The sequence below is a fragment of the Sphingomonas morindae genome, from assembly GCF_023822065.1.
Classification (GTDB): Bacteria; Pseudomonadota; Alphaproteobacteria; order Sphingomonadales; family Sphingomonadaceae; genus Solisphingomonas; species Solisphingomonas morindae.
Genome location: NZ_CP084930.1, coordinates 2,217,699 through 2,240,750, shown reverse-complemented (window position 1 = coordinate 2,240,750; position 23,052 = coordinate 2,217,699). Strand labels below are relative to the sequence as shown.

34 protein-coding genes are annotated in these 23,052 nt (G+C 68.0%); 3 read left to right on the top strand and 31 right to left on the bottom strand.

The genetic code is table 11. The features are described from left to right. Nucleotides 1–6: 6 nt before the first annotated feature. From rplO to LHA26_RS10925, 30 genes are all read right to left on the bottom strand, one after another. Nucleotides 7–537 carry a 50S ribosomal protein L15 gene (gene rplO, locus LHA26_RS11070; RefSeq protein ID WP_252165674.1) on the bottom strand — a complete coding sequence of 177 codons (531 nt, stop codon included), beginning with the start codon at nt 535–537 and terminating at the stop codon, nt 7–9. Nucleotides 538–713: 176 nt separating this feature from the next. Continuing rightward, complete coding sequence (rpmD, locus tag LHA26_RS11065) at nt 714–893, bottom strand: 50S ribosomal protein L30 (RefSeq protein ID WP_252165673.1); 180 nt, start codon at nt 891–893, stop codon at nt 714–716. Between the two features lie 5 nt (nt 894–898). After that, nucleotides 899–1,600, bottom strand: coding sequence for a 30S ribosomal protein S5 (rpsE, locus tag LHA26_RS11060; protein ID WP_252168356.1), 702 nt, complete (start codon nt 1,598–1,600; stop codon nt 899–901). A gap of 2 nt (nt 1,601–1,602) precedes the next feature. Next, nucleotides 1,603–1,962 (bottom strand): 50S ribosomal protein L18, encoded by a 360-nt coding sequence (rplR, locus tag LHA26_RS11055; protein ID WP_252165672.1) that lies wholly within the window; start codon nt 1,960–1,962, stop codon nt 1,603–1,605. 1 nt (nt 1,963) lies between these two features. Next, entirely contained in the window at nt 1,964–2,497 is a 534-nt protein-coding gene (rplF, locus tag LHA26_RS11050; RefSeq protein ID WP_252165671.1) for a 50S ribosomal protein L6, read from the bottom strand. Beyond that, nucleotides 2,497–2,892: a 30S ribosomal protein S8 gene (rpsH, locus tag LHA26_RS11045; protein ID WP_252165670.1), complete on the bottom strand. Its 396-nt coding sequence runs from the start codon at nt 2,890–2,892 to the stop codon at nt 2,497–2,499. The genes rplF and rpsH overlap by 1 nt, the downstream gene beginning before the upstream one ends. A gap of 10 nt (nt 2,893–2,902) precedes the next feature. Continuing rightward, the gene (rpsN, locus tag LHA26_RS11040) at nt 2,903–3,208 is read right to left on the bottom strand and encodes a 30S ribosomal protein S14 (protein ID WP_252165669.1); all 306 of its coding nucleotides are present in this window, start codon (nt 3,206–3,208) and stop codon (nt 2,903–2,905) included. Nucleotides 3,209–3,229: 21 nt separating this feature from the next. Further along, complete coding sequence (gene rplE / locus LHA26_RS11035) at nt 3,230–3,811, bottom strand: 50S ribosomal protein L5 (protein WP_252165668.1); 582 nt, start codon at nt 3,809–3,811, stop codon at nt 3,230–3,232. After that, nucleotides 3,804–4,121 (bottom strand): 50S ribosomal protein L24, encoded by a 318-nt coding sequence (gene rplX, locus LHA26_RS11030; RefSeq protein WP_252165667.1) that lies wholly within the window; start codon nt 4,119–4,121, stop codon nt 3,804–3,806. Before rplX ends, rplE begins: the two co-directional genes overlap by 8 nt. A 1-nt stretch (nt 4,122) precedes the next feature. Beyond that, nucleotides 4,123–4,491, bottom strand: a complete 369-nt coding sequence (rplN, locus tag LHA26_RS11025; protein WP_076072653.1) for a 50S ribosomal protein L14 — start codon at nt 4,489–4,491, stop codon at nt 4,123–4,125. 17 nt (nt 4,492–4,508) lie between these two features. Beyond that, entirely contained in the window at nt 4,509–4,781 is a 273-nt protein-coding gene (rpsQ, locus tag LHA26_RS11020) for a 30S ribosomal protein S17 (protein WP_252165666.1), read from the bottom strand. A gap of 12 nt (nt 4,782–4,793) precedes the next feature. Next, nucleotides 4,794–4,994: a 50S ribosomal protein L29 gene (gene rpmC / locus LHA26_RS11015; protein ID WP_252165665.1), complete on the bottom strand. Its 201-nt coding sequence runs from the start codon at nt 4,992–4,994 to the stop codon at nt 4,794–4,796. 6 nt (nt 4,995–5,000) lie between these two features. Next, nucleotides 5,001–5,438 (bottom strand): 50S ribosomal protein L16, encoded by a 438-nt coding sequence (gene rplP / locus LHA26_RS11010; protein WP_252165664.1) that lies wholly within the window; start codon nt 5,436–5,438, stop codon nt 5,001–5,003. 63 nt (nt 5,439–5,501) lie between these two features. Then, nucleotides 5,502–6,197: a 30S ribosomal protein S3 gene (rpsC, locus tag LHA26_RS11005; protein ID WP_252165663.1), complete on the bottom strand. Its 696-nt coding sequence runs from the start codon at nt 6,195–6,197 to the stop codon at nt 5,502–5,504. Next, on the bottom strand, nt 6,197–6,574 hold the full coding sequence (gene rplV / locus LHA26_RS11000; protein WP_252165662.1) for a 50S ribosomal protein L22: 378 nt from the start codon (nt 6,572–6,574) through the stop codon (nt 6,197–6,199). Before rplV ends, rpsC begins: the two co-directional genes overlap by 1 nt. Beyond that, nucleotides 6,574–6,849 (bottom strand): 30S ribosomal protein S19, encoded by a 276-nt coding sequence (rpsS, locus tag LHA26_RS10995; protein ID WP_252165661.1) that lies wholly within the window; start codon nt 6,847–6,849, stop codon nt 6,574–6,576. The genes rplV and rpsS overlap by 1 nt, the downstream gene beginning before the upstream one ends. 3 nt (nt 6,850–6,852) lie before the next feature. Then, nucleotides 6,853–7,689 carry a 50S ribosomal protein L2 gene (rplB, locus tag LHA26_RS10990; RefSeq protein ID WP_252165660.1) on the bottom strand — a complete coding sequence of 279 codons (837 nt, stop codon included), beginning with the start codon at nt 7,687–7,689 and terminating at the stop codon, nt 6,853–6,855. Nucleotides 7,690–7,693: 4 nt separating this feature from the next. After that, nucleotides 7,694–8,011, bottom strand: coding sequence for a 50S ribosomal protein L23 (locus LHA26_RS10985; protein ID WP_252165659.1), 318 nt, complete (start codon nt 8,009–8,011; stop codon nt 7,694–7,696). Next, nucleotides 8,004–8,630, bottom strand: a complete 627-nt coding sequence (gene rplD, locus LHA26_RS10980) for a 50S ribosomal protein L4 (protein ID WP_252165658.1) — start codon at nt 8,628–8,630, stop codon at nt 8,004–8,006. The genes LHA26_RS10985 and rplD overlap by 8 nt, the downstream gene beginning before the upstream one ends. A 5-nt stretch (nt 8,631–8,635) precedes the next feature. Next, nucleotides 8,636–9,385, bottom strand: a complete 750-nt coding sequence (gene rplC / locus LHA26_RS10975; protein ID WP_252165657.1) for a 50S ribosomal protein L3 — start codon at nt 9,383–9,385, stop codon at nt 8,636–8,638. 298 nt (nt 9,386–9,683) lie between these two features. Further along, a complete protein-coding gene (rpsJ, locus tag LHA26_RS10970) occupies nt 9,684–9,995 on the bottom strand; it encodes a 30S ribosomal protein S10 (RefSeq protein WP_252165656.1) in 312 nt (103 codons plus the stop codon). A 108-nt stretch (nt 9,996–10,103) separates the two neighbouring features. Beyond that, nucleotides 10,104–11,294 carry an elongation factor Tu gene (gene tuf / locus LHA26_RS10965; RefSeq protein ID WP_252165655.1) on the bottom strand — a complete coding sequence of 397 codons (1,191 nt, stop codon included), beginning with the start codon at nt 11,292–11,294 and terminating at the stop codon, nt 10,104–10,106. Between the two features lie 77 nt (nt 11,295–11,371). Beyond that, nucleotides 11,372–13,444, bottom strand: coding sequence for an elongation factor G (gene fusA, locus LHA26_RS10960; RefSeq protein ID WP_252165654.1), 2,073 nt, complete (start codon nt 13,442–13,444; stop codon nt 11,372–11,374). Nucleotides 13,445–13,535: 91 nt separating this feature from the next. Further along, nucleotides 13,536–14,006 carry a 30S ribosomal protein S7 gene (rpsG, locus tag LHA26_RS10955; RefSeq protein WP_252165653.1) on the bottom strand — a complete coding sequence of 157 codons (471 nt, stop codon included), beginning with the start codon at nt 14,004–14,006 and terminating at the stop codon, nt 13,536–13,538. A 24-nt stretch (nt 14,007–14,030) separates the two neighbouring features. After that, nucleotides 14,031–14,402: a 30S ribosomal protein S12 gene (gene rpsL / locus LHA26_RS10950; protein WP_252165652.1), complete on the bottom strand. Its 372-nt coding sequence runs from the start codon at nt 14,400–14,402 to the stop codon at nt 14,031–14,033. Between the two features lie 223 nt (nt 14,403–14,625). Further along, nucleotides 14,626–15,573, bottom strand: coding sequence for a cation diffusion facilitator family transporter (locus tag LHA26_RS10945; RefSeq protein ID WP_252165651.1), 948 nt, complete (start codon nt 15,571–15,573; stop codon nt 14,626–14,628). Nucleotides 15,574–15,646: 73 nt separating this feature from the next. Further along, nucleotides 15,647–15,892, bottom strand: a complete 246-nt coding sequence (locus LHA26_RS10940; protein ID WP_252165650.1) for a hypothetical protein — start codon at nt 15,890–15,892, stop codon at nt 15,647–15,649. A gap of 125 nt (nt 15,893–16,017) precedes the next feature. Beyond that, nucleotides 16,018–17,412 (bottom strand): dihydrolipoyl dehydrogenase, encoded by a 1,395-nt coding sequence (gene lpdA, locus LHA26_RS10935; RefSeq protein WP_252165649.1) that lies wholly within the window; start codon nt 17,410–17,412, stop codon nt 16,018–16,020. Nucleotides 17,413–17,507: 95 nt separating this feature from the next. Continuing rightward, on the bottom strand, nt 17,508–17,867 hold the full coding sequence (locus LHA26_RS10930; protein ID WP_252168355.1) for an acyl-CoA thioesterase: 360 nt from the start codon (nt 17,865–17,867) through the stop codon (nt 17,508–17,510). A 67-nt stretch (nt 17,868–17,934) separates the two neighbouring features. Further along, nucleotides 17,935–19,263, bottom strand: coding sequence for a pyruvate dehydrogenase complex dihydrolipoamide acetyltransferase (locus LHA26_RS10925; RefSeq protein ID WP_252165648.1), 1,329 nt, complete (start codon nt 19,261–19,263; stop codon nt 17,935–17,937). 105 nt (nt 19,264–19,368) lie between these two features. On the opposite strand from LHA26_RS10925, the gene LHA26_RS10920 reads away from it, so the two are divergent. The 3 genes from LHA26_RS10920 (at nt 19,369) to LHA26_RS10910 (ending at nt 22,049) form a co-directional block, all read left to right on the top strand. Beyond that, a complete protein-coding gene (locus tag LHA26_RS10920; protein ID WP_252165647.1) occupies nt 19,369–19,839 on the top strand; it encodes a universal stress protein in 471 nt (156 codons plus the stop codon). Continuing rightward, a complete protein-coding gene (locus LHA26_RS10915) occupies nt 19,839–20,885 on the top strand; it encodes an FUSC family protein (RefSeq protein WP_252165646.1) in 1,047 nt (348 codons plus the stop codon). The genes LHA26_RS10920 and LHA26_RS10915 overlap by 1 nt, the downstream gene beginning before the upstream one ends. Nucleotides 20,886–20,999: 114 nt before the next feature. Further along, nucleotides 21,000–22,049 (top strand): aldo/keto reductase, encoded by a 1,050-nt coding sequence (locus tag LHA26_RS10910; RefSeq protein WP_252165645.1) that lies wholly within the window; start codon nt 21,000–21,002, stop codon nt 22,047–22,049. Here the strand turns inward: LHA26_RS10910 and LHA26_RS10905 are convergent. Further along, nucleotides 22,046–22,945 carry a LysR family transcriptional regulator gene (locus LHA26_RS10905; protein WP_252165644.1) on the bottom strand — a complete coding sequence of 300 codons (900 nt, stop codon included), beginning with the start codon at nt 22,943–22,945 and terminating at the stop codon, nt 22,046–22,048. The two genes, LHA26_RS10910 and LHA26_RS10905, sit on opposite strands and share 4 nt — an antisense overlap. Nucleotides 22,946–23,052: the final 107 nt, after the last annotated feature.

Sequence of the window (23,052 nt, the reverse complement as noted above, 5' to 3'; positions counted from 1 at the left end):
CGCCGATCAGGCGCGGGCGGCCTTCTTGGCGTCGCGCACGCTGTTCTTCTTGGCGGCGGCCTTCTCGGCGGCCGGAACCACCTCGATCACCTCCACCGCGCCGCCGGCGGCTTCCACCGCCGCCTTGGCCGAGGCCGATGCGCCCGCCACGCGGAAGCGCACCGCCGCCGTGATCGCGCCCTTGCCGAGCAGGCGCACGCCATCCTTGCCGCCGCGCGCGACACCCGCCGCCTTGAGCGCGGCATGATCGATGGTGCCGTCGGTGGCCAGCGTGCCGGCATCGACCAGCGCCTGGATCTGGCCGAGATTCACCTCGGCATAATCCTTGGCGAAGATATTGTTGAAGCCGCGCTTCGGCAGCCGCATGTGGAGCGGCATCTGACCGCCCTCGAAGCCCTTGATCGAGACGCCCTCGCGGCTCTTCTGGCCCTTCTGGCCGCGGCCGGCGGTCTTGCCCAGGCCCGAGCCGATGCCCCGGCCCACGCGGACGCGGGACTTGCGGGCACCCTGATTGTCGCGGATGTCGTTCAGCTTCATGTCTTGCACTCGCTTTCGCTATGGTCGCGCATGGGCGGCCCGGCCGCCCCGTCGATAAAATGGGAGCGGCGGCCCTTAGCCCATCCCGCCTCCGCTGCAAAGCGGATTTGGAACCGGCCAGGCGCCGCCGCCGCAAGGCCGCGCCACCCGCGAGGCGGCGCCGCCGATGGCGAGGCTCAGGCCTCGCTCACCGTCACCATATGCTGCACCTTGCGGATCATGCCGCGCACCTCGGGGGTGTCCTCGAGCTCGCGGCTCCGGTGCATCTTGTTCAGGCCCAGGCCGATCAGCGTCGCACGCTGATCCTGGGTCCGCCGGATCGGCGATCCGGTCTGCGTCACCTTGATGGTCGCCATGATCGTCACTCCACGATGGCGGCGGCATCCGCCTCGGCGGTGTGCGAACCGCCGCGGCCGAGCAGGTCCGCAATCTTCTTGCCGCGGCGCGCCGCGACCGACTTGGGGCTGGTCTGATCCTTGAGCGCCTCGAAGGTGGCGCGGATCATGTTGTACGGGTTCTGCGTGCCGGTCGACTTGGTGACCACGTCGTGGACGCCGAGCGACTCGAAGATGGCGCGCATCGGACCGCCGGCGATGATGCCGGTGCCCTGCGGCGCCGACCGCACATAGACCTGGCCCGCGCCGAAATGGCCCGCGCCGTCATGGTGCAGCGTGCGCCCTTCCTTGAGCGGCACGCGGATCATCGCCTTCTTGGCCGAGGCGGTCGCCTTGGAGATGGCCTCGGGCACCTCGCGCGCCTTGCCATGGCCGAAGCCGACCCGGCCCTTGGCGTCGCCGACCACGACCAGCGCCGCGAAGCCGAAGCGCTTGCCGCCCTTCACCGTCTTCGAGACGCGGTTGATGTGGACGAGCTTCTCGACGAATTCCTCGCCGCCCTCTTCCTGGTTGCGGCGATCGTCGCGACGGCCGCGACCATCGCGGCCACGGCCGCCCCGGTCGCCGCCACCACGGCCGCGGCCGCCGCGCGGGCCACGGGCCTCGCGCGCACCTTCCGGCGCAGCGGTCGCCTCGACGGGCGCTTCGGTCTGCGTTTCGTCAGCCATCATCAGAACTCCAGACCGCCCTCACGGGCGGCATCGGCGAGCGCCTTGACGCGCCCATGGAAGAGGAAGCCGCCACGATCGAACACGACCGTGGAGATGCCGGCGGCCTTGGCGCGCTCGGCGACGCGCTTGCCCACCTCGGCGGCGGCCTTGATCCCGGCGCCCGAGCCCTGGCCCTTGACGTCCTTGTCGATCGTCGAGGCCGAGGCGACGGTCCGGCCGGCGCTGTCGTCGATCACCTGGGCGTAGATGTGACGCCCCGAGCGGTGGATCGACAGACGCGGACGGCCACCCGCCTTGGCGCGGAGGGCGGTGCGGACGCGCTGGCGCCGCTTGGCGAAGAGGGAGAGCTGCTTGGCCATCTTACTTCTTCTTGCCTTCCTTGCGGAAGATGAACTCGCCCGCATACTTGATGCCCTTGCCCTTATAGGGCTCCGGCTTGCGCCAGCGGCGGATCTCGGCGGCGACCTGGCCGACCTTCTGCTTGTCGATCCCGCTGATGTTCACGGTCACCGGATCGGGCGTCACGATGGTGATGCCCTCGGGGATCGCGAAATCCACGTCATGGCTGTAGCCGAGCTGCAGCTTCAGGTTCTTGCCCTGAACCGCGGCGCGGTAGCCGACGCCGGTGATCTGCAGCGTCTTGGTGAAGCCCTCGGTCACGCCGACCACGAGATTCTGCACCAGGGTGCGCTGCATGCCCCAGAAGGAGCGCGCGCGCTTGGTGTCGTTGGCGGGCTGGACCGAAACGGCGCCCTCTTCGACCGAATAGGTCACCTCGTCGGCGAGCTTGATCGCAAGCGCGCCCTTGGGGCCCTTCATGGTCAGCGCACCGTCCGCGATGGTGGCGGTGACGCCGGCCGGCACGGGGACCGGCTTCTTACCGATGCGGCTCATCAGAAGACCTCCGCGAGAACCTCGCCGCCGACATTCTGCTCGCGCGCTTCCGCGTCGGAGAGAACGCCCTTCGGCGTCGAGACGATGGTGATGCCAAGCCCGTTGCGGACGCGCGGCAGCTCCTTGGAACCGCTATACACGCGCCGACCCGGCTTCGAGACGCGCGCCAGATGCTGGATCGCCGGCTGGCCCTCGAAATATTTCAGCTCGATGCGGATGCCGGGATGCTCGTTCAGAGTCTCCTCGGTGTAGCCGCGGATATAGCCCTCGCGCTGGAGCACGTCGAGCACACGGGCACGCAGCTTGGACGCCGGCGTGAGCACGGAATCCTTGCGCGCGCGCTGGCCGTTGCGGATGCGGGTGAGCAGATCGCCCACGGGATCGTTGATCGCCATTTGTCTGCCCTTACCAGCTCGACTTGACCACGCCGGGGATCATCCCCTTGTTCGCCAGATCGCGCAGCATGACGCGCGCGAGGCGGAACTTGCGGTGATAGGCACGCGGGCGGCCCGTCAGCTCGCAGCGGTTGCGCACCCGGGTCGGGTTACCATTGCGCGGCACCTCGGCCAGGCGAAGGCGCGCGATCAGCCGCTCACCCTCATCCAGGCTCTGGTCGTTCGCGATCGCCTTCAGCTTCGCGTACTTCGCCGCATACTTCTTAACGAGCTGCTTGCGACGCTCGTTCTTGTTGATCGAACTCAGTTTCGCCATGACTTAAGTTCTTCCTATCCGTTACGCCGCCTGCTTCTGCTCGGTGCCACCTTCCTGGGGGAAGGGGAAACCGAACAGACGCAGCAGCTCGCGGGCCTCATCATCGGTCTTGGCGGTGGTCGTGATGATCACGTCCATGCCCCGCACGCGGTCGACCTTGTCGTAGCTGATCTCCGGGAAGATCAGCTGCTCCTTGAGACCAGTCGCATAATTGCCCCGGCCATCGAACGACTTGGGGTTGAGCCCCCGGAAGTCGCGGACGCGCGGCAGCGCGATGGTCACGAAGCGGTCGAGAAACTCGTACATCCGCTCGCGACGCAGGGTCACCTTGCAGCCAATCGGCATGCCCTCGCGCAGCTTGAACTGCGCGATCGACTTCTTCGCCTTGGTGACCACCGGCTTCTGGCCGGCGATCAGCTCCATCTCGGCGGCCGCCTGATCGACGCGCTTCTTGTCCTGGGTGGCGTCGCCGACACCCATGTTGAGCACGATCTTCTCGATCTTCGGCACTTCCATCTTGTTCTTGTAGCCGAACTTGGCCGTCATCGCCTCGGCGACCGTGTCCTCGTACAGCTTCTGGAGACGAGGCTTATACTCAGCCATCGATCTTCTCCCCGGTCTTGACGGCCACGCGGACCTTCTTGCCGTCCTGCGTCTCGAAACGCACGCGGCTCGGCTTGCCGTCCTTGGTCGCGATCGCGACCTTGGAGACATGGAGCGGCGCCTCGACGCGCTCCAGGCCACCCTGCGGATTGGCCTGGGTCGGCTTGCGATGGCGGGTCGCGACGTTCACGCCGGCGACGATCACCTTGCTCTCCTTGGGGAGAGCCTTGGTCACCTCACCGGTCTTGCCCTTGTCCTTGCCGGACAGGACGACGACGCGGTCGCCCTTCTTGATCTTCAGCGCACTCATCTCACAGCACCTCGGGCGCGAGCGAAATGATCTTCATGTGGTTCTTGGCACGGAGCTCGCGCACCACCGGGCCGAAGATACGGGTGCCGATCGGCTCCTCGTTCTTGTTGACGAGGACGGCGGCGTTGCCGTCGAAGCGGATCGTCGAGCCGTCCGGACGGTGAATGTCCTTGGCGGTGCGCACGATGACCGCGCGATGCACGTCGCCCTTCTTCACCTTGCCGCGCGGAGCGGCTTCCTTGATCGACACGACGATGATGTCGCCGACCGTCGCGAACCGACGCTTGGAGCCGCCGAGCACCTTGATGCACTGGACGCGCTTGGCGCCCGAGTTATCGGCCACGTCCAGGTTGGACTGCATCTGAATCATTAGTCAGTCCCTCCGGCTCAGGCGTTATCGCTGGGGACCGGCGCGACGAGCTGGGCGCCAACGCGCTCAATCGCCTTCCAGGTCTTCAGCTTCGAGATCGGCGCACACTCCTCGATCCGAACGGTCTCGCCGGTGCGATACTCGTTGTTCTCGTCGTGAGCGTGATACTTCTTCGACCGCTTGATGATCTTGCCATAGAGTTCGTGCTTCACACGACGCTCCACGGAGACGACCACGGTCTTGTCGGTCTTGTCGGAGACCACCGTTCCGGTCAGCACGCGCTTCGGCATGGCTGCTCCTCCTTACTTCGCGGCCCGGGCGCGCTGCGCCTGGGCGGTCTTGATGCGCGCGATGGTCCGGCGGACCTCCTTCACGCGGGCGGGCTTCTCGAGCTGGCCGGTCGCCGCCTGGAAGCGCAGATTGAAAGCCTCGCGCTTCAGCTCGCCCAGCTGGGTGGTGAGCTGATCGTCCGAAGCCGTCTTGATGTCGTCATACTTCGCCATGGTGCCTCAGGCCTCCCCGCCGAGATGGCTGGTGTCGCCGAGACGGGCGACGACCTTGGTCTTGATCGGCAGCTTCTCGGCCGCGCGGCTGAACGCCTCGGCGGCGAGCGGGCCGGCGACCCCTTCGAGCTCGAAGATGATCCGGCCGGGCTTCACCCGGGCGACCCAATATTCGGGCGCGCCCTTGCCCGAGCCCATGCGGACTTCGGCGGGCTTGGACGAAACCGGCACATCCGGGAAGATGCGGATGTGCAGGCGGCCCTGGCGCTTGATGTGGCGCGTGATCGCGCGGCGCGCCGCCTCGATCTGGCGGGCGGTGATCCGCTCGGGCTCCATGGCCTTCAGGCCATAGGCGCCCTGGTTCAGCGTGGTTCCGCCCTTGGCATCGCCGTGGATGCGGCCCTTATGGGCCTTGCGGAACTTGGTGCGCTTCGGTTGCAGCATGTCTTACTTACCTTCTGACACCGTGACGACGGTCGATCAGGCAAGCTGGGGGTTATTCACCCCTCAGCGCGCCGGCCGAACTCCGGACGTCTGAGCTTCCATCATCAGCCGGTCCTGCGCGAGCGGATCGTGGCCCAGGATCTCACCCTTGAAGATCCAGACCTTGATACCGCACACGCCATAGGCGGTGTGCGCCTCGGCCTCGGCATAGTCGATATTCGCGCGGAGCGTGTGCAGCGGCACCCGGCCCTCGCGATACCATTCGGTGCGCGCGATCTCCGCGCCGCCCAGACGGCCGGCGCAGGTGATGCGGATGCCCTCGGCGCCGAGCCGCAGCGCCGACTGCACCGCGCGCTTCATCGCGCGGCGGAAGGCGACGCGACGCTCGAGCTGATCGGCCACCGACTGGGCGACGAGCTTGGAGTCGATCTCCGGCTTGCGGATCTCGACGATGTTCAGGCTCACATCGGCCGCGGTCATCTTGCCGAGCGTGCGACGCAGCTTCTCGATGTCCGCGCCCTTCTTGCCGATGATCACGCCGGGGCGCGCGGCATAGACGGAGATGCGGCACAGCTTCGCCGGACGCTCGATCACCACCTTCGAGATCGCGGCCTGCGGCAGCGACTTGAAGATGTACTGGCGGATGCGGAGATCCTCCAGCAGCATGCGGCCATAATCGGCGCCGTCGGCATACCAGCGGCTGTCCCAGGTCCGGTTGATCTGGAGGCGCATGCCGATCGGATTGGACTTATGACCCATTATTCGGCCTCCTGCTCGCGGACGACGATGCGCAGCCGCGAGAACGGCTTGATGATGCGGGCGCTGCGGCCGCGGGCGCGGGTGGCGAAGCGCTTCATGACAAGGCCCTTGCCGACCGAAGCTTCCTTCACCACGAGCGCGTCGACGTCGAGATTATGGTTGTTCTCGGCGTTGGCGATCGCGGAAGCCAGGCACTTGCGCACGTCAACCGCCATCGCCTTGTTCGAGAAGGCGAGGATGTTGAGCGCGTCGCCGGCCTTCTTGTTGCGGATCAGGCCCGCGACAAGATTGAGCTTATAGGGCGAACCACGGACGGCGGTGGCGACGGCGAGCGCCTCCTTGTCACCGACCTTGCGGGGGGATGCGGGCTTGGACATCAGCGCTTGCCCTTCTTGTCGGCGGCGTGGCCGGGGAAGTAGCGCGTCGGCGCGAACTCGCCCAGCTTGTGGCCCACCATTTCCTCATTCACCGACACCGGCACGAACTTGCGGCCGTTGTAGACGTTGAAGGTCAGGCCGACGAAGTCCGGCAGGATCGTCGAGCGGCGCGACCAGGTCTTGATCGGCGCGCGCGCGCTAGTCTCCTGCGCGGTCTGCGCCTTGCGGAGCAGGCTGAGGTCCACGAACGGACCTTTCCAGACGGAACGAGCCATCGCTTACCTCTTCTTCTTCGCGTGGCGGCTGCGGATGATCATCTTGTCCGTCGCCTTGTTGTGCCGGGTCTTGGCACCCTTGGTCGGCTTGCCCCACGGCGTGACCGGATGACGGCCGCCCGAGGTCCGGCCCTCACCACCGCCATGCGGGTGGTCGACGGGGTTCTTGGCGACGCCGCGGGTGAGCGGACGATAGCCCAGCCAGCGGTTGCGGCCGGCCTTGGCGAGGTTGGTGTTGGCGTTGTCGGGGTTCGACACCGCGCCCACGGTCGCCATGCAATCGGCCCGCACGAAGCGCTGCTCGCCCGAATTGAGGCGCACGATCACCATGCCGCGATCGCGGCCCACCACCTGCACATAGGTGCCGGCGGCGCGCGCGATCTGGCCACCCTTGCCGGGCTTCAGCTCGACATTGTGGACGATCGTGCCGACCGGCGCCTGGCCGATCTCCATCGCATTGCCCGGCTTCACGTCGGTCTTCTTGCCCGAGACGACGACGTCGCCCGCGGCAAGGCGCTGCGGCGCGAGGATATAGGCGAGCTCGCCATCCTCATACTTCACCAGCGCGATGAAGGCCGAACGATTGGGATCATATTCGATCCGCTCCACCGTGGCCGGCTGATCCCACTTGCGACGCTTGAAGTCGACATAGCGGTACTTCTGCTTGTGGCCGCCCGCGATGCCGCGCGCGGTGGCGTGGCCCTGGTTGTTGCGGCCGCCCGACTTGCGCAGGCCCTCGACCAGCGACTTGACCGGCTTGCCCTTCCACAGCGCGGAACGGTCGACCAGGATCAGGCCGCGGCGCGCCGGCGAAGTGGGATTATAATGCTTGAGCGCCATGGCGTCAGATCCCCGTCGTGACGTCGATCGACTGGCCCTGGGCCAGCGTCACAATCGCCTTCTTCACGTCCGTGCGGCGATAGGGCGCGCCCTTCCAGCGCTTGGTCTTGCCCTTCTGCGTCAGCGTGTTCACGCCCAGAACCTGGACGTTGAACAGCGCTTCCACCGCCGCCTTGATCGCCGGCTTGGTGGCGTCCTTCGCCACCTTGAAGACGACCGCGTTATGCTCCGAGACCAGCGTCGCCTTCTCGGTGATGTGCGGGCCGACGATCACGTCATAGTGACGCGGATCGATCGGGCCCTGCTCCTGCTTCTTAGCCATGGAAGCGCGCCTCCAGCTTCTCGACAGCGGCGCGCGTCAGCACGAGCGTGTCATGGTTCAGGATGTCGTACACATTCGCGCCGATCGCCGGCAGGAGGTTGACACCCTTCAGGTTCGACGAGGCATGCGCGAAGCTCAGGTTCAGCGCCTCGCCATCGATCACCAGCGCCTTGGAGGCGATGCCGAGCGCGGCGAACTGGTTCGCCAGCGCCTTGGTCTTGCCGCCATCGACATCGAGCGTGTCGATGATGATGAGGCCGCCGTCCTTCGCCTTGGCGCTCAGCGCCATCTTGAGGCCGAGCGCGCGCACCTTCTTGTTCAGCGACGGGTTGAAGTCGCGAACGCGGGCGCCGTGCGCCTTGCCGCCGCCGATGAACACGGGGGCGCGGCGATCGCCGTGACGGGCGGTGCCGCCGCCCTTCTGACGACCCAGCTTCTTGCCCGACCGCGCGACATCGGCGCGCTCGCGGGTGCCGCGCGCGGTGCCGCGGCGCTTCTCGAGCTGCCAGGTGACCACCCGGTGGAGGATGTCGGCACGCGGCTCGAGGCCGAACACCGCATCGTTGAGCTCGATCTCACCGGCGGCGCCGGCGGCGAGCGTTTTCACTTCGAACTTCATGGCGCTCAGCCCTCCTGGCCCGGCGTGGTGTCGGCAGCAGGCGCCTCGACGGCCGCCGGCTGCTCGGCATTGGCCGCCTTGCGATCGAGCAGACCGGCCGGGAAGGGCACGCCCTCGGGCATCTTCACCTTCACCGCATCCTTCACGAACAGCCAGCCACCCTTCGAGCCGGGCACCGAGCCCTTCACGAACAGCAGGCCGCGCTCCGCGTCGGTGCGGACGATCTCGAGATTCTGCTGGGTCCGGTTCCGGTCGCCCATATGGCCGGCCATCTTCTTGTTCTTGAAGACGCGGCCCGGATCCTGACGGTTACCGGTCGAACCATGCGAACGGTGGCTGACGGACACGCCGTGGGTGGCGCGCAGACCGCCGAAGCCCCAGCGCTTCATGGCGCCGGCAAAGCCCTTGCCTTGGGTGCGGCCCTGGATGTCGACCAGCTGGCCCGGCACATAGTGATCGGCCGAGATCTCGGCGCCGACATCGAGGAGATTCTCCTCGGAGACGCGGAACTCCGCGACCACCGCCTTGGGCTCCACCTCGGCCTTGCCGAAATGGCCGCGCTCGGGCTTGCTCAGATTCTTCGCCTTGGCCGTACCCGCGCCAAGCTGGACGGCGGTATAGCCGTCACGGTCCGCCTCGCGGCGGGAGATAACCTGAAGCCCCTCGAGCTGCAGCACGGTGACGGGCACGTGGCGCCCATCCTCCTGGAACAGCCGGGTCATCCCCATCTTCTTCGCGATCACGCCGGTGCGCATGATCCACTCCTCACACAGAGGCTCCCCGATCCGGGGAGCGTGCCAACGAAAAAGGCCTGCGTCGCCGCAGACCTCCAGCCCAATTCCGCCATGCCCCCGCCCCGGGCTCGGTTCTCGGCCATAAGCGCCAGGCGCCGGTGCCGAAAGGCGGGGACCAGGACAACGGCATGCCCGGCAGAACCGGGGAGATACGCCGTTCGGTATCCCTAGCTTTCTCCGTCTCGACCGGGCGGCGACGAATCGCCGCGGCGGGAAACGAATACGCGCGAGACGAGTCGTCCCGCGCGGTGCAGGCCCTTTAGGCCAGTTTGATCTCGACCGCAACACCCGCCGCGAGATCGAGCTTCATCAGCGCGTCGACCGTCTGCGGGGTGGGCTGCACGATATCCAGGAGGCGCTTGTAGGTGCGCACCTCGAACTGCTCGCGCGACTTCTTGTCGATGTGCGGGCCACGGTTGACCGTGAACTTGTCGATGTGCGTCGGCAGCGGAATCGGACCACGGATGAGCGCGCCGGTGCGGCGGGCGGTGTCGGCGATCTCGCCGGTCGCCTGGTCGAGGACCCGATGATCGAAGCCCTTGAGACGAATACGAATATTCTGCGTGTCCATGATTCCCACCGATGCGAAAGAGCCAACCCCTGCCCGTTTCCGGGCGTACACGGGGCAAAGAGAAGGCCGCCCGGCCTCCAGGAGGAAGCCGGGCGGCCCTTGAGCAGATTACTTGGTGATGGTGCCGACGATGCCGGCGCCCACGGTACGGCCGCCTTCGCGAATGGCGAAGCGCAGGCCCGGATCCATGGCGATCGGCGCGATCAGCTTCACGCCGAGGGTGACGTTGTCGCCCGGCATGACCATCTCGGTGCCTTCCGGCAGCGTCACTTCGCCCGTCACGTCGGTCGTGCGGAAGTAGAACTGCGGACGGTAGTTGGCGAAGAACGGCGTGTGACGGCCACCCTCGTCCTTCGACAGGACGTACACTTCCGAGGTGAACTCGGTGTGCGGGGTGATCGAACCCGGCTTCGCGAGCACCTGGCCACGCTCCACCTCTTCACGGCCGACGCCGCGCAGCAGCGCGCCGATATTGTCGCCCGCCTGGCCCGAGTCGAGCAGCTTGCGGAACATCTCGACGCCGGTGACCGTGGTCTTGCGGGTGTCGGAGATGCCGACGATCTCGACTTCCTCGCCCACCTTCACGGTGCCGGTCTCGACACGGCCGGTGACGACGGTGCCGCGACCCGAGATCGAGAACACGTCCTCGATCGGCATCAGGAACGGCTTGTCGAGCGGACGCTCCGGCTGCGGGATGAACTCGTCGACGGCGCGCATCAGCTGCAGGATGGCTTCCTTGCCGATCTTGTCGTTGGTGCCCTCGAGCGCGGCCAGCGCCGAACCCTTGATGATCGGGATATTGTCACCGTCGAAATCGCGCTTGGACAGCTCCTCGCGGATCTCCAGCTCGACGAGCTCCAGGATCTCTTCGTCGTCGACCTGGTCGACCTTGTTCATGAACACGACCATGGTGGGCACGCCGACCTGCTTGGCGAGCAGGATGTGCTCCTTGGTCTGCGGCATCGGGCCGTCGGTGGCGGACACGACGAGGATCGCGCCGTCCATCTGCGCCGCGCCGGTGATCATGTTCTTCACATAGTCGGCGTGGCCGGGGCAATCGACGTGCGCATAGTGACGCTCGGCGGTCTCATACTCGACGTGCGCGGTCGAGATGGTGATGCCGCGCTCACGCTCCTCGGGCGCCTTGTCGATATTGGCGTAGTCCACGAACGTCGCGCCGCCGGTCTCGGCCAGAACCTTGGTGATCGCCGCGGTGAGCGACGTCTTGCCGTGATCGACGTGACCGATGGTGCCGATGTTGCAGTGCGGCTTGTTCCGCTCGAACTTCGCTTTGGCCATTATTCCCTACCTTCTCTCAATCCGTCGGCGGGACTCGGCCGCCAAAGGCGGCGTGCCCCATACCCAATGTTTTGACCTTACGCCAGCTTCGCCTTGACCTCTTCCGCCACGTTCGAGGGAACCTCGTCGTAGTGCGAGAAGATCATCGAGTACTGCGCGCGCCCCTGAGTGAAGGAGCGGAGCTGGTTGACGTACCCGAACATGTTGGCCAGCGGAACCATCGCCTCGACGACCTGGGCATTGCCCCGGCTGTCGGTGCCCTGGATCTGGCCACGCCGCGAATTCATGTCGCCGATCACGTCGCCGAGATAATCCTCCGGCGTCACGACCTCGACCTTCATGATCGGCTCGAGCAGCTTGATGCCCGACTTCTGCGCCACTTCGCGCATCGCGCCGCGGGCGCAGATCTCGAAGGCCAGCGCCGACGAGTCGACGTCGTGATAGGCGCCGTCGGTCAGGTGGACCTCGAAATCGATGATCGGGAAGCCGATCAGCGAGCCGGTCTCGGCGGTCTCACGGAAGCCCTTCTCGACCGAGGGGATATATTCGCGCGGAATATTGCCGCCCTTGACCTCGTCGAAGAACTGGAAGCCCGAGCCGCGCTCGCCGGGGACCACCGTCACCTTCACGCGGCCGAACTGGCCCGAGCCGCCCGACTGCTTCTTGTGGGTATAGTCCACGTCCACCTTCTTCGCGAGATATTCGCGATAGGCGACCTGCGGCGCGCCGACATTGGCCTCGACCTTGAACTCCCGCTTCATGCGGTCGACCAGGATCTCGAGATGAAGCTCGCCCATGCCCTTGATGATCGTCTGGCCCGATTCATGATCGGTCGAGACGCGGAACGAGGGATCCTCGGCGGCGAGGCGGTTGAGCGCGATGCCCATCCGCTCCTGGTCCGCCTTGGTCTTGGGCTCCACCGAAAGCTCGATCACGGGCTCGGGGAATTCCATCCGCTCGAGGATGATCGGCGCCGAAGGCGAGCAGAGCGTGTCGCCCGTCGTGGTGTCCTTCAGGCCGGCCAGGGCGACGATGTCGCCGGCATAGGCCTCCTCGATGTCCTCACGCGAATTGGCGTGCATGAGGAGCATGCGGCCGATCTTTTCCTTCTTGTCCTTCACCGTGTTCTGGACCGTGCCCTTCTCGAGCTTGCCCGAGTAGATGCGCGCGAAGGTGAGCGAGCCGACGAACGGATCGTTCATGATCTTGAAGGCGAGCGCGGCCATCGGCGCGGAATCGTCCGCCGGGCGCGTGTCCTTGGTCTCGCCGTCCATCTTCACGCCCTCGACGGGCGGGATGTCCAGCGGGCTCGGCAGATAATCGACAACGGCGTCGAGCAGCGGCTGCACGCCCTTGTTCTTGAAGGCCGAGCCGCAGAGCACGGGGACGAAGGAGAAGTTGAGCGTGCCCTTGCGGATCAGACGCTTCAGCTCCTGGGGCGAAGGCTCGGTGCCCTCGAAAAAGGCCTCCATCGCGGCGTCGTCCTGCTCGACCGCGGCCTCGATCAGCTCCAGGCGCGCGGCCTCGGCCGCGTCCTTCAGATCGTCGGGGATCGGCTGATATTCGAACTTCGCGCCCAGGCTCTCCTCGAGCCAGATGATCGCGCGGTTCTCGACCAGATCGACCAGGCCCTTGAAGCCGCCCTCGATGCCGATCGGGAGATACAGGACGAGCGGACGCGCGCCGAGACGATCCTTGATCATCTCCACGCAGCGCTCGAAATTGGCGCCGGTGCGGTCAAGCTTGTTGACGAAGCACATGCGCGGAACCTTGTACTTCTCCGCCTGGCGCCACACCGTCTCGGACTGGGGCTCCACGCCCGCCACGCCGTCGAAACAGGCGACCGCGCCGTCGAGCACGCGCAGCGAGCGCTCCACCTCGATGGTGAAGTCCACGTGGCCGGGCGTGTCGATGATGTTGATGCGGTGATCGTCCCAGAAGCAGGTGGTGGCGGCGCTGGTGATCGTGATCCCGCGCTCCTGCTCCTGCTCCATCCAGTCCATCGTCGCGGTCCCCTCATGGACCTCGCCGATCTTGTAGGACTTGCCGGTGTAATAGAGGATGCGCTCGGTCGTCGTCGTCTTGCCGGCATCGATGTGCGCCATGATGCCGATATTGCGATACTTCTCGAGCGGATGGCTGCGGGCCATGATCGTTCACTCCGATGCCGCGCGGCGCGGCGGGCTTTGTACCAAAGAGAATGGGGTTGAGCGCCCGAAGGCGTTCAACCCCATATAGGCATTACCAGCGGTAATGCGAGAAGGCGCGGTTCGCCTCCGCCATGCGGTGCGTGTCCTCGCGCTTCTTCACGGCGTTGCCGCGATTGTTGGCGGCGTCCATCAGCTCGGCCGAAAGGCGCGCGTCCATGGTGTGCTCGGAACGGCCGCGCGCGGCCGAGATCACCCAGCGGATCGCCAGCGCCTGGGCGCGCTCGGGGCGCACCTCGACCGGCACCTGATAGGTGGCGCCGCCGACGCGGCGCGACCGGACCTCGATGCCCGGACGGACATTGTTGAGCGCATCGTGGAACACCTGGAGCGGGTCGCGCTTGGCGCGCGCCTCGATCGTGTCCAGCGCGGAATAGATGATGTTCTCGGCCACGGACTTCTTACCGTCCAGCATGACCGAGTTCATGAACTTGGAGAGCACGACATCACCGAACTTCGGGTCCGGCAGGATTTCGCGCTTCTCGGGGCGACGACGACGGGACATTGGGTCTACCTTCCGATCAGGAGCTTACTTGGGCCGCTTGGCGCCGTACTTGGACCGCGACTGGCGGCGATCCTTGACGCCCTGCGTGTCGAGCACGCCGCGCAGCACATGGTAGCGCACGCCGGGCAGATCGCGCACGCGGCCGCCGCGGATCAGCACCACCGAGTGCTCCTGGAGATTGTGCCCCTCGCCGGGGATGTAGCTGATGACCTCGCGGGCGTTGGTGAGACGCACCTTGGCCACCTTGCGAAGCGCCGAGTTCGGCTTCTTCGGAGTCGTGGTGTAGACGCGGGTGCAGACGCCGCGCTTCTGCGGGTTCTGCTCCATCGCAGGGACCTTGCTCTTGGCCTTCTGCGGTTCGCGGCCCTTGCGGACCAACTGGTTGATCGTCGGCATTGAAGCCTTCACCTTTCAAGTGGTTACTTTGCCAAGCCCGGACCATTCCCTGAGCGGGGTCGCGAAAATGCAACAAGGCTCGGCGGTCGCTACAGACCCGCCCGAGCCTTCCCAAGCGTCGGCAATGTTCAAGCGCGCCGGCGGTCCATGTCCCGCAGGCGAGCGGCCCTATACCGAGGCCGGGGCGCGCGGTCAACAAGCCCGGCGTCGTCGCCGGCGCGGCTCAGCCGGCGCGGCCGCCCGCCGCCACCGGCTTGATGTAGAGCGAGCCGATCTGCGGCCAGTCGCGGCGCAGGTCCGCCTCCACCTCCGCGATCAGCGCCTCGATCCGGCCGACCGGCACCGCATCGTCGAAATCGACATTGGCCGCGACGAACACCGATCGCGGGCCGATATGCACCGTCAGCACATCGCCCACCGAGGTGACGCCGGCACGCCGCGCTATGTCCGCGCGAATCGCCGCGATCAGTTGGGGGGAGGCGCGCTCGCCGATCAGCAGCCCCTTGGATTCGCGGGCGAGCACGATGGCGACCAGCCCCAGCACCACGCCGATCGCGATCGAGGCGATGCCATCCCAGCGCGCATCGTTGAGCGCGTGGCTGAGAAAGATGCCGGCGCCGGCGATGAGCAGCCCCAGCAAGGCCGCGCTATCCTCGAACAGCACGATGAAATTGGGCGGATCCTTGGAGCGTCGGATGGCCTGCCACCAGCCCTGCCCGCCCTTTGCGCGGCCAAAGGCGCGCACGGCGGTGAACCAGCTGGCGCCTTCCAGCGCGGCGGAAATGGCGAGCACGATATAGGCGACGGTCGCGTCCTGCGGCGGCTCGGGGGCGCGCAGATGCGCCACGCCTTCATAGACGGAGAGGCCGGCACCGGTCGCGAAGATCAGGATGGCGACGACGAAGCTCCAGAAATAGAGCTCGCGGCCATAGCCGGCGGGATGCTGCTCGTCGGCCGGGCGCGCGGACTGGCGCTGTCCCCAGAGCAGCAGCATCTGATTGAGGCTGTCGACGACCGAGTGGAATCCCTCGGTCAGCATCGCCGAGGAGCCGGTCAGCGCAGCGGCGACGAATTTGGCGACGGCGATGCCGAGATTGGCGGCCAACGCCGCGAAGAGGACGAGGCGGCTCTCGCCTTCGGCCGGGGGCGCCGCCCGCTCGGCGCCGCTCATCGCGTGGCGGGCCAGGCGGCGGCGCCGCGCGCCGGCCGGCGTCCTTGCGGAGCGATCGGCCGGCGCACGGGGCTCACTGCGCGTTCGAGCTGTTGCTCATCATGTTGTCGCCACCGGCGGCGTTGTCCATCGCCATGCTGTTGTCGCCGGCCATGTTCGAGTCGGCGGTGGCGTTCATGTCGCCCGACATCGCATTGTCGTCGGCCGGGACGAGCATATTGTCGCCGGCCGAGGTGTTGGCGCTGTTCTCGCTCTTGCTGCACGCGGCGGCGCCGAGCACCAGCGCGGACGCGGCAAGGATCGTAAAGGTCTTACGCATTCTAGTCTCCTGTGTCGTAGGTCCGCAGGCATGGTGCAACGCGGAAGGACCGGACCCGTTCCGGATGGGGGACCGATTCCCGCCGCGCATTCACCTTCGTTGGTGCGGATGGGGGAAAGCCGGCGCTAGAAATGCAGCGCCCGGCCATAGGCGCTGAGCACGCTCTCGTGCATCATCTCGCTCAGCGTCGGATGGGGGAAGACCGTCTCCATCAGCTCGGCCTCGGTCGTCTCCAGCTGCTTGGCCACGGTATAGCCCTCGATCAGCTCGGTCACTTCGGCGCCCACCATGTGCGCGCCGAGCAGCTCGCCGGTCTTGGCGTCGAACACCGTCTTGATGAAGCCTTCCGCCTCGCCCAGCGCAATGGCCTTGCCGTTGCCGATGAAGGGGAATTTGCCCACCTTCACGCTATAGCCCTCCTCCTTGGCGCGGGCTTCGGTGAGCCCGACCGAGGCGACCTGCGGACGCGAATAGGTGCAGCCGGGGATGTTGCGCTTGTCCATGGCATGCGGATGCTTGCCGGCGATCGCCTCGGCCGCGATCACGCCCTCATGGCTCGCCTTGTGCGCCAGCCACGGCGGCGCGGTGACATCGCCGATCGCCCAGAGCCCCGGCACATTGGTGCGGCCCATCGCGTCGGTGTCGATATGGCCGCGCGTCGTCTTCACGCCGAGCGCCTCCAGCCCGATCGCCTCGGTGTTGGGCACGATCCCGACCGCGACGATGGCGTGGCTGTAACTGCCTTCCTCGATCGTGCCGTCGGCCAGCTTGATCTTCGCGGTCACGCCCGATCCGGTCGCCGCGAGGCTTTCCACGCCGGCCTTGGAGAGGATGCGCATGCCCTGCTTGGTGAGCGCCTTGGCCATGAATTCGGAGACTTCATGATCCTCCACCGGCAGGATCCGGTCGAGCATCTCGACGATCGTCACCTCGGCGCCGAGATCCGAATAGAAGCTGGCGAATTCGACTCCGATCGCGCCCGAACCGATCACCAGCAGCTTGGTCGGCATCGTCTTGGGCGTCATGGCGTGGCGATAGGTCCAGATCCGCTCGCCATCGGCCTTGGCGAAGGGCAGCTCGCGCGCCCGCGCGCCGGTGGCGACGATGATGTTCTTGGCGGAAAGATCGGTGGTCTTGCCGTCCTTCTCGACGCGCAGGCCGCCCTTGCCGGTGAGCGTGCCGAAGCCTTCGACCACCGTGATCTTGTTCTTCTTCATCAAGCCCTTGACGCCGGCGTTGAGCTGGCCGGCAACGCCGCGCGAGCGCTTCACCACGGCCGGCAGATCAAAGCCCGGCTTCTCCACCGTCAGCCCATAGGCCGAGGCGTGGGTCATATAATGGTAGATCTCGGACGTCCGCAGCAGCGCCTTGGTCGGAATGCAGCCCCAATTGAGGCAGATGCCGCCCAGGCTCTCGCGCTCGACAATGGCCACCTTCAGCCCGAGCTGCGCCGCGCGGATCGCCGCGACATAGCCGCCCGGCCCCGAGCCGAGCACGATGAGATCGTAGGTATCCGCCATCTCAACCCTTCCACTGGTTTCCGGCCGATCCGCGCGGCCGGACAATTCGCCGCCGGCCCGCGCCGCCGCATAGGTAATAGGCGCCGCGCCGCCCGTCAGGCGGCCGCGACAGTCTCGTCCGGCAGCGGCGGCACCCGGCGCGGCTGCCGATCCTCGCCGATCGCGACGAAGGTGAATTTGGCCTCGGTGACCTTGTAGCTGCGGTCATCGTGGCGGGCGCGGCGCCAGCTCTCGACGTCGATCGTCATCGAGGTCCGCCCCACCCGCACCAGCCGCGCATAGACGGACACCTCGTCGCCCACCACCACCGGGCGGTGGAAGGTCATGCCCTCCACCGCGATGGTGACGGCGCGGCCATGGCTGTGCCGCGACGCGACCGAACCCGCCGCCGAATCCATCATGCTCATCAGCCAGCCGCCGAATATGTCCCCATAGGGATTGGTATCGGCCGGCATGGCGATGACGCGGACCGCCGGCAGGCCCGGCGGCGGCAGCTCCTCGGGATGCAGCACGCGCGTCGCCTCAGGCCAGCATCGCGAGCGGGTTCTCGACCAGCCGCTTGAACGCCGCCATCAGTTGGGCGCCGTCGGCGCCGTCGATCGCGCGATGGTCGAAGCTGCCGGTCGCCGACATGACGGTGGCGACGCCGAGCGCGTCATCCACCACATAGGGGCGCTTCTCGCCCGCGCCGATCGCCATGATCATCGCCTGCGGCGGGTTGATAACCGCCTCGAACTGCTTGATGCCATACATGCCCATATTGGACAGGCTGGCGGTGCCGCCGGCATATTCCTCCGGCTTCAGCTTGCCCTCGCGCGCGCGGCCGGCGAGATCCTTGACCTCGGTGGCGATGGCCGAGAGGCTCTTGGTGTCGGCGCCCGTCACCACCGGCGTGATCAGCCCGTTGGGGATCGACACCGCCACCGAGATATCGGCCCGCTTGAAGCTGACCAACTGATCGCCCGCCAGCATCACGTTGCACGCCGGCACCTCGATCAGCGCCACGGCCAGCGCCTTGATCAGCATGTCGTTGACCGACAGCTTGACGCCGCGCGCGGCCAGCCCGGCATTGAGATCGCCGCGCAGCGCAAGCAGCGCGTCGAGCCGGATATCCACCGTGAGATAGATATGCGGGACCTGCTGCTTGCTCTCGGTCAGGCGGCGCGCGATCGTCTTGCGCATGTTGCTGAGCTTGGCGATCTCGTGCGGCACGTCGGGGATGACGGCCGGGCTCGGCGCGGGCGCGGCGGCCGGGGCCGAGGCGGCGGCGGCCGGCTGCGACGCGGCGGCGGCCGCCGGGGCGGTGGCCGTGCCGCCCTTGGCGAGATCGGCCTTCACGATGCGCCCGTTCGGACCGGAGCCGCTGAGCGAGGCCAGGTCGATCCCCTGCTGCTCGGCGAGGCGGCGGGCGAGCGGGCTCGCCTTCACCCGGCCCTCAGCGCGCGCCGGAGCGGGAGCGGCGGCCTCGGCCTTGGCGATGACGGGCGCATCCTCCACGGGCGAGGCGCCATAGCCCTTCTCCTCGGGCGGCAGTGCCTGGCCGGCGGCCGCGGCGGGCGCGGAGGCCGCGGCCGCCGGGCGCGCCTGCTTGGCGGCGGCGGCATCCTCGCCCTCGGCCGCGAGAATGGCGATGGCGGCACCCACCTTCACCCCGTCCGTGCCCTCGGGCACGAGGATCTGGGCGATCGTGCCCTCGTCCACCGCCTCGAACTCCATCGTCGCCTTGTCGGTCTCGATCTCGGCCAGTATGTCTCCGGAGGCGACGGTATCGCCCTCCTTGACCAGCCACTTAGCCAGCGTCCCTTCTTCCATCGTCGGGGACAAGGCCGGCATTTTGAGTTCGATCGGCATGGAGCGTAAGCCTTCCTGTCTGTCGCCGCCCCATTTCGCCGCTGAACCGAGGTCGGTCAAGGCTCGGCGCTTGCGTGCGACGCACGGATGCCGCAGCCTCGCACAATGACCCAAGCCCCCGCGCCCCGCACCTATCTTGTGGTTTTGGATGGCAGTCCCGAGGCGCGGGTGGCGCTGCGCTTCGCCGCGCGCCGGGCCGCGAAGACCGCCGGAACGGTGGAAATGCTGGCGATCGTCGCCCCGGCCGAGTTCGTGCAATGGGGCGGCGTGCAGGATGCGATCGAGGAAGAGGCGCGGCTCGGCGCCGAGGCGCTGCTCCACCAGGCGGCGGGCGAGCTGCTGGACGAGCTGGGCGTGCGCCCCGTCATCACCGTGCGCGAGGGCGAGCCGGCCCGCGCCATCCAGGCGCTGCTGGCGGAGCGGCCGGGCATCGCGGCGCTGGTGCTGGGCGCGCAAGCGGGCGGCGGACCCGGCCCGCTGGTGGAATTTTTCGCGGCCGGTGCCGGGCAGATGCCCTGCCCGGTGATGATCGTGCCCGGCGGCCTCGACGAGGAGGCGCTCGATCGGCTGAGCTGATGGCCCCGCCCTCGCCCGCGATCGCCGCCGCCGCGCGCCAGACGCTGCGCGTGCTGGTCGCCACCGCCGCCACCTATGTCGCCTATCGGCTGCTCCATCTGCAGCAGGGCTATTGGGCCGTGCTGACGGTGATGATCGTGATGCAGGGCTCGCTCGGCGGCACGCTTGGCGCGGCCGGGGACAGGATGCTCGGCACGCTGATCGGCGCGCTGCTCGGCGGGATCGGCGCCGCCGCGCACGATGGCTCGGCGCTGGGGATCGGCCTGGCGCTGCTGCTCGTCACCGCCGTCGGCGCCTTCGTCGCGGCGCTGCGCCCGCAGCTGCGGATCGCGCCGGTGACGGCGGCGATCATGCTGCTCAGCGCGCCGGCCGGCCTGTCGGTGGGCCGCTTCGTGATCGATCGCATCCTGGAGATCGGGCTGGGCGGCGCGATCGCGGTGATCACCATGTTGCTGGTGCTGCCGGCGCGCTCGCACGGCGTGGCGATCGGCCGCATCGCCGGCCTGCTCGAGGCGGTGGCGGCGATGCTGGAGCATCTGGCCGAGGCCGCGTCCGGACGCGGCGCGGCGCCCGATCACCTCGCCCATGCCGCGCTGCGCGCGCAGCTCGGCCAGATCGAGGCGGCGATCAGCGACGCCGCGCGCGAACGCGCCTCGCTGCTCAGCCGGCGCGCCATGCCGCCCGCCGTGCCGCGCACCCTCTGGCGCATCCGCAATGATCTGGTGCCGATCAGCCGGGCGCTGGCCCGGCCGCTGCCGGACGCCGCGCGGGCACCGCTCGCCGGGCCGATGGCGGCGCTGCTCGGCGCCCAGGCGGCGCTGGCGCGGGCCTGCGCCGTGGCATTGCGCGAGACACGCCGGGTCGAGCGCCCGGACGCGGCGCCCCGGCGGCGCTTCACCGAGGCGTTCGACGCCTTCCGTCGCGACGAGGCCGGCCAGGCGATCGACGTGGACGGCGCCGGCCGCCTCTTCGGCCTCGCCTTTGCCGCCGAGGAACTGGCGCAGGATTTGGACGATCTGGCCGGCCGCATCGACGAGATGCGCTGAGCGCCGGCACCAAGCCGCCGCTGCGGGGTTTCGCGTATTGAACGGCGGCACCCGCTTCCCAGCTAAGCCGGGCGTCCGCGCCCCGCCTCCCCCCTACTCTCCGGAGACTTTTCCATGCGCATGAACCGCCTCGGCCGCACGGGCCTGTTCGTCTCGGAACTCTGCCTCGGCACCATGACCTTTGGCGGCGGGACCGAGGGCTTGTGGAGCCAGATCGGCAATCTCGGCCAGGACGAAGCCGATGGCCTGCTGCGCCGCGCCGTAGATGCGGGCATCAACTTCGTCGACACCGCCGATGTCTATGGCGGCGGGCGCTCGGAGGAAATCACCGGCCGCGCGATCCGCAATCTCGGCCTCGCCCGCGACGAGATCGTCGTCGCCACCAAGGCCTTCGGCCCCACGGGCGAGGGACCGAACCAGCGCGGCGCCTCGCGCTATCATCTGCTCGATGCCTGCAAGGCGAGCCTCACGCGGCTCGGGCTCGATCATATCGATCTTTACCAGATCCACGGCTTCGACGCCGCCACCCCGATCGAGGAGACGCTCGAGGCGCTGGATACGCTCGTCCGCCACGGCCATGTGCGCTATATCGGCGTGTCCAATTGGGCGGCGTGGCAGATCGTGAAGGCGCTGGGCATTTCCGAGCGCGACCGGCTCGCGCGCTTCCAGAGCCTCCAGGCCTATTACACCATCGCCGGCCGCGAGCTGGAGCGCGAGATCGCGCCGATGCTCGCCTCCGAGACGCTCGGGCTGATGGTGTGGAGCCCGCTCGCCGGCGGCTTCCTCTCGGGCAAATATGATCGCGATACCGACGCCAGGGAGGGCCGCCGCGCCGCCTTCGACTTCCCGCCGGTGAACAAGGCGCGCGGCTTCGACATCATCGATGCCATGCGGCCGATCGCGGCGGCGCACGATGTCAGCGTCGCGCAGGTCGCTTTGGCCTGGCTGCTGCACCAGCCGCCGGTGACCAGTGTCATCATCGGCGCCAAGCGCGAGGCGCAGCTGATCGACAATACCGCCGCCGCCGATCTCCGGCTCGATGCCGAAGAGCTGGCGACGCTGGATCGGGTGAGCGCGCTGGCGCCCGAATATCCCGGCTGGATGCTGGAACGCCAGGGCGACTATCGGCGGCAGCAGCTGGAGCAGGCGCAGGCCCGGCGCTAATCGCGCGCCGGCGGCGGCGCGCCCAGCAGCGTTTCCTGCGCCGCCGCCGTTTCCGCGCGCAGCCAATCGAGAAAGGCGGCGACGCGGCCGACCCGGCGCATGTCGCGATGCACCACCAGCCAGAAGCTGCGGAGGATCGCGACGCCGGGCAGCAGGCGCGTCACGCCCGGCAGCGCGTCGCCCAGAAAGCAGGGCAGGATGCCGTAGCCGGCGCCGCCCTGGATCAGCCGCGCCTGGGCGATGATGCTCGAGCTGCGCAGCCGCGCCTCGAGCCGCTCGTCAAGCTCCGCCAGGTAGCGCAGTTCGGGCGCGTAGATCAGATCGGGGACATAGCCGATCAGCGCGCGCTGGCGCAGCGCTGCGACCGTGGGCACCGCCCCTTCGCGCGCCACCAAAGGGTCCGCCGCATAGACGCCCAGCCGGTAATCGGTGAGCTTGGCCGCGATCAACGGGCCGCCGCGCGGCCGGGCGAGCATCACCGCCACGTCCGCCTCGCGCCGCGACGGGTTGAGGAAACCGGTGGCGGCGACGAGATCCACCGCGATCCCGGGATGCGCGGCGGCAAAGCCGCCCAGCCGGCCGGCCAGCCAGGCGCCAAACCCCTCGGACACGCTGACGCGCAGCAGACCCGCCAGCCCCGCCCCCGCTTCGGCCTGCGCCTGCACGGCGCGCGCGCCCGCCTCCATCGCCTCGGCGGAGGCGAGCAGGCGCTGGCCGGCCTCGGTCAGCGTCTGGCCGGCAGGGCCATGTTCGAACAAGGTCAGCGCCAGCGCCGCCTCGAGCCGTTGCAGCCGCCGCGCGACGGTGGTGGCATCCTGGTTGCAGCGCCGCGCCGCCGCCGCCAGCGTCCCGCCGCGCGCGAGCGCGAGGAAGACGCGCATGTCGTCCCAGTTCATGCCCCTGCATAAACGCAGCCTCGTCCTGCGGGAAGGAGGGCTTGCCGGCGACAACGCAAGCCGCGACACCAAGCGCGCGAAAAGACTAGGCCGCGCCAGCGCGCGCG

What these genes read in the sequence shown, in the direction of transcription:
- rplO (WP_252165674.1), bottom strand. Translation starts at nt 537, where the DNA reads ATGAAGCTGAACGACATCCGCGACAATCAGGGTGCCCGCAAGTCCCGC.
- rpmD (WP_252165673.1), bottom strand. Translation starts at nt 893, where the DNA reads ATGGCGACCATCAAGGTGACGCAGACCGGATCGCCGATCCGGCGGACC.
- rpsE (WP_252168356.1), bottom strand. Translation starts at nt 1,600, where the DNA reads ATGGCTGACGAAACGCAGACCGAAGCGCCCGTCGAGGCGACCGCTGCG.
- rplR (WP_252165672.1), bottom strand. Translation starts at nt 1,962, where the DNA reads ATGGCCAAGCAGCTCTCCCTCTTCGCCAAGCGGCGCCAGCGCGTCCGC.
- rplF (WP_252165671.1), bottom strand. Translation starts at nt 2,497, where the DNA reads ATGAGCCGCATCGGTAAGAAGCCGGTCCCCGTGCCGGCCGGCGTCACC.
- rpsH (WP_252165670.1), bottom strand. Translation starts at nt 2,892, where the DNA reads ATGGCGATCAACGATCCCGTGGGCGATCTGCTCACCCGCATCCGCAAC.
- rpsN (WP_252165669.1), bottom strand. Translation starts at nt 3,208, where the DNA reads ATGGCGAAACTGAGTTCGATCAACAAGAACGAGCGTCGCAAGCAGCTC.
- rplE (WP_252165668.1), bottom strand. Translation starts at nt 3,811, where the DNA reads ATGGCTGAGTATAAGCCTCGTCTCCAGAAGCTGTACGAGGACACGGTC.
- rplX (WP_252165667.1), bottom strand. Translation starts at nt 4,121, where the DNA reads ATGAGTGCGCTGAAGATCAAGAAGGGCGACCGCGTCGTCGTCCTGTCC.
- rplN (WP_076072653.1), bottom strand. Translation starts at nt 4,491, where the DNA reads ATGATTCAGATGCAGTCCAACCTGGACGTGGCCGATAACTCGGGCGCC.
- rpsQ (WP_252165666.1), bottom strand. Translation starts at nt 4,781, where the DNA reads ATGCCGAAGCGCGTGCTGACCGGAACGGTGGTCTCCGACAAGACCGAC.
- rpmC (WP_252165665.1), bottom strand. Translation starts at nt 4,994, where the DNA reads ATGGCGAAGTATGACGACATCAAGACGGCTTCGGACGATCAGCTCACC.
- rplP (WP_252165664.1), bottom strand. Translation starts at nt 5,438, where the DNA reads ATGCTGCAACCGAAGCGCACCAAGTTCCGCAAGGCCCATAAGGGCCGC.
- rpsC (WP_252165663.1), bottom strand. Translation starts at nt 6,197, where the DNA reads ATGGGTCATAAGTCCAATCCGATCGGCATGCGCCTCCAGATCAACCGG.
- rplV (WP_252165662.1), bottom strand. Translation starts at nt 6,574, where the DNA reads ATGTCCAAGCCCGCATCCCCCCGCAAGGTCGGTGACAAGGAGGCGCTC.
- rpsS (WP_252165661.1), bottom strand. Translation starts at nt 6,849, where the DNA reads ATGGCTCGTTCCGTCTGGAAAGGTCCGTTCGTGGACCTCAGCCTGCTC.
- rplB (WP_252165660.1), bottom strand. Translation starts at nt 7,689, where the DNA reads ATGGCGCTCAAGCATTATAATCCCACTTCGCCGGCGCGCCGCGGCCTG.
- LHA26_RS10985 (WP_252165659.1), bottom strand. Translation starts at nt 8,011, where the DNA reads ATGGCTAAGAAGCAGGAGCAGGGCCCGATCGATCCGCGTCACTATGAC.
- rplD (WP_252165658.1), bottom strand. Translation starts at nt 8,630, where the DNA reads ATGAAGTTCGAAGTGAAAACGCTCGCCGCCGGCGCCGCCGGTGAGATC.
- rplC (WP_252165657.1), bottom strand. Translation starts at nt 9,385, where the DNA reads ATGCGCACCGGCGTGATCGCGAAGAAGATGGGGATGACCCGGCTGTTC.
- rpsJ (WP_252165656.1), bottom strand. Translation starts at nt 9,995, where the DNA reads ATGGACACGCAGAATATTCGTATTCGTCTCAAGGGCTTCGATCATCGG.
- tuf (WP_252165655.1), bottom strand. Translation starts at nt 11,294, where the DNA reads ATGGCCAAAGCGAAGTTCGAGCGGAACAAGCCGCACTGCAACATCGGC.
- fusA (WP_252165654.1), bottom strand. Translation starts at nt 13,444, where the DNA reads ATGGCCCGCAGCCATCCGCTCGAGAAGTATCGCAATATCGGCATCATG.
- rpsG (WP_252165653.1), bottom strand. Translation starts at nt 14,006, where the DNA reads ATGTCCCGTCGTCGTCGCCCCGAGAAGCGCGAAATCCTGCCGGACCCG.
- rpsL (WP_252165652.1), bottom strand. Translation starts at nt 14,402, where the DNA reads ATGCCGACGATCAACCAGTTGGTCCGCAAGGGCCGCGAACCGCAGAAG.
- LHA26_RS10945 (WP_252165651.1), bottom strand. Translation starts at nt 15,573, where the DNA reads ATGAGCGGCGCCGAGCGGGCGGCGCCCCCGGCCGAAGGCGAGAGCCGC.
- LHA26_RS10940 (WP_252165650.1), bottom strand. Translation starts at nt 15,892, where the DNA reads ATGCGTAAGACCTTTACGATCCTTGCCGCGTCCGCGCTGGTGCTCGGC.
- lpdA (WP_252165649.1), bottom strand. Translation starts at nt 17,412, where the DNA reads ATGGCGGATACCTACGATCTCATCGTGCTCGGCTCGGGGCCGGGCGGC.
- LHA26_RS10930 (WP_252168355.1), bottom strand. Translation starts at nt 17,867, where the DNA reads ATGCCGGCCGATACCAATCCCTATGGGGACATATTCGGCGGCTGGCTG.
- LHA26_RS10925 (WP_252165648.1), bottom strand. Translation starts at nt 19,263, where the DNA reads ATGCCGATCGAACTCAAAATGCCGGCCTTGTCCCCGACGATGGAAGAA.
- LHA26_RS10920 (WP_252165647.1), top strand. Translation starts at nt 19,369, where the DNA reads ATGACCCAAGCCCCCGCGCCCCGCACCTATCTTGTGGTTTTGGATGGC.
- LHA26_RS10915 (WP_252165646.1), top strand. Translation starts at nt 19,839, where the DNA reads ATGGCCCCGCCCTCGCCCGCGATCGCCGCCGCCGCGCGCCAGACGCTG.
- LHA26_RS10910 (WP_252165645.1), top strand. Translation starts at nt 21,000, where the DNA reads ATGCGCATGAACCGCCTCGGCCGCACGGGCCTGTTCGTCTCGGAACTC.
- LHA26_RS10905 (WP_252165644.1), bottom strand. Translation starts at nt 22,945, where the DNA reads ATGAACTGGGACGACATGCGCGTCTTCCTCGCGCTCGCGCGCGGCGGG.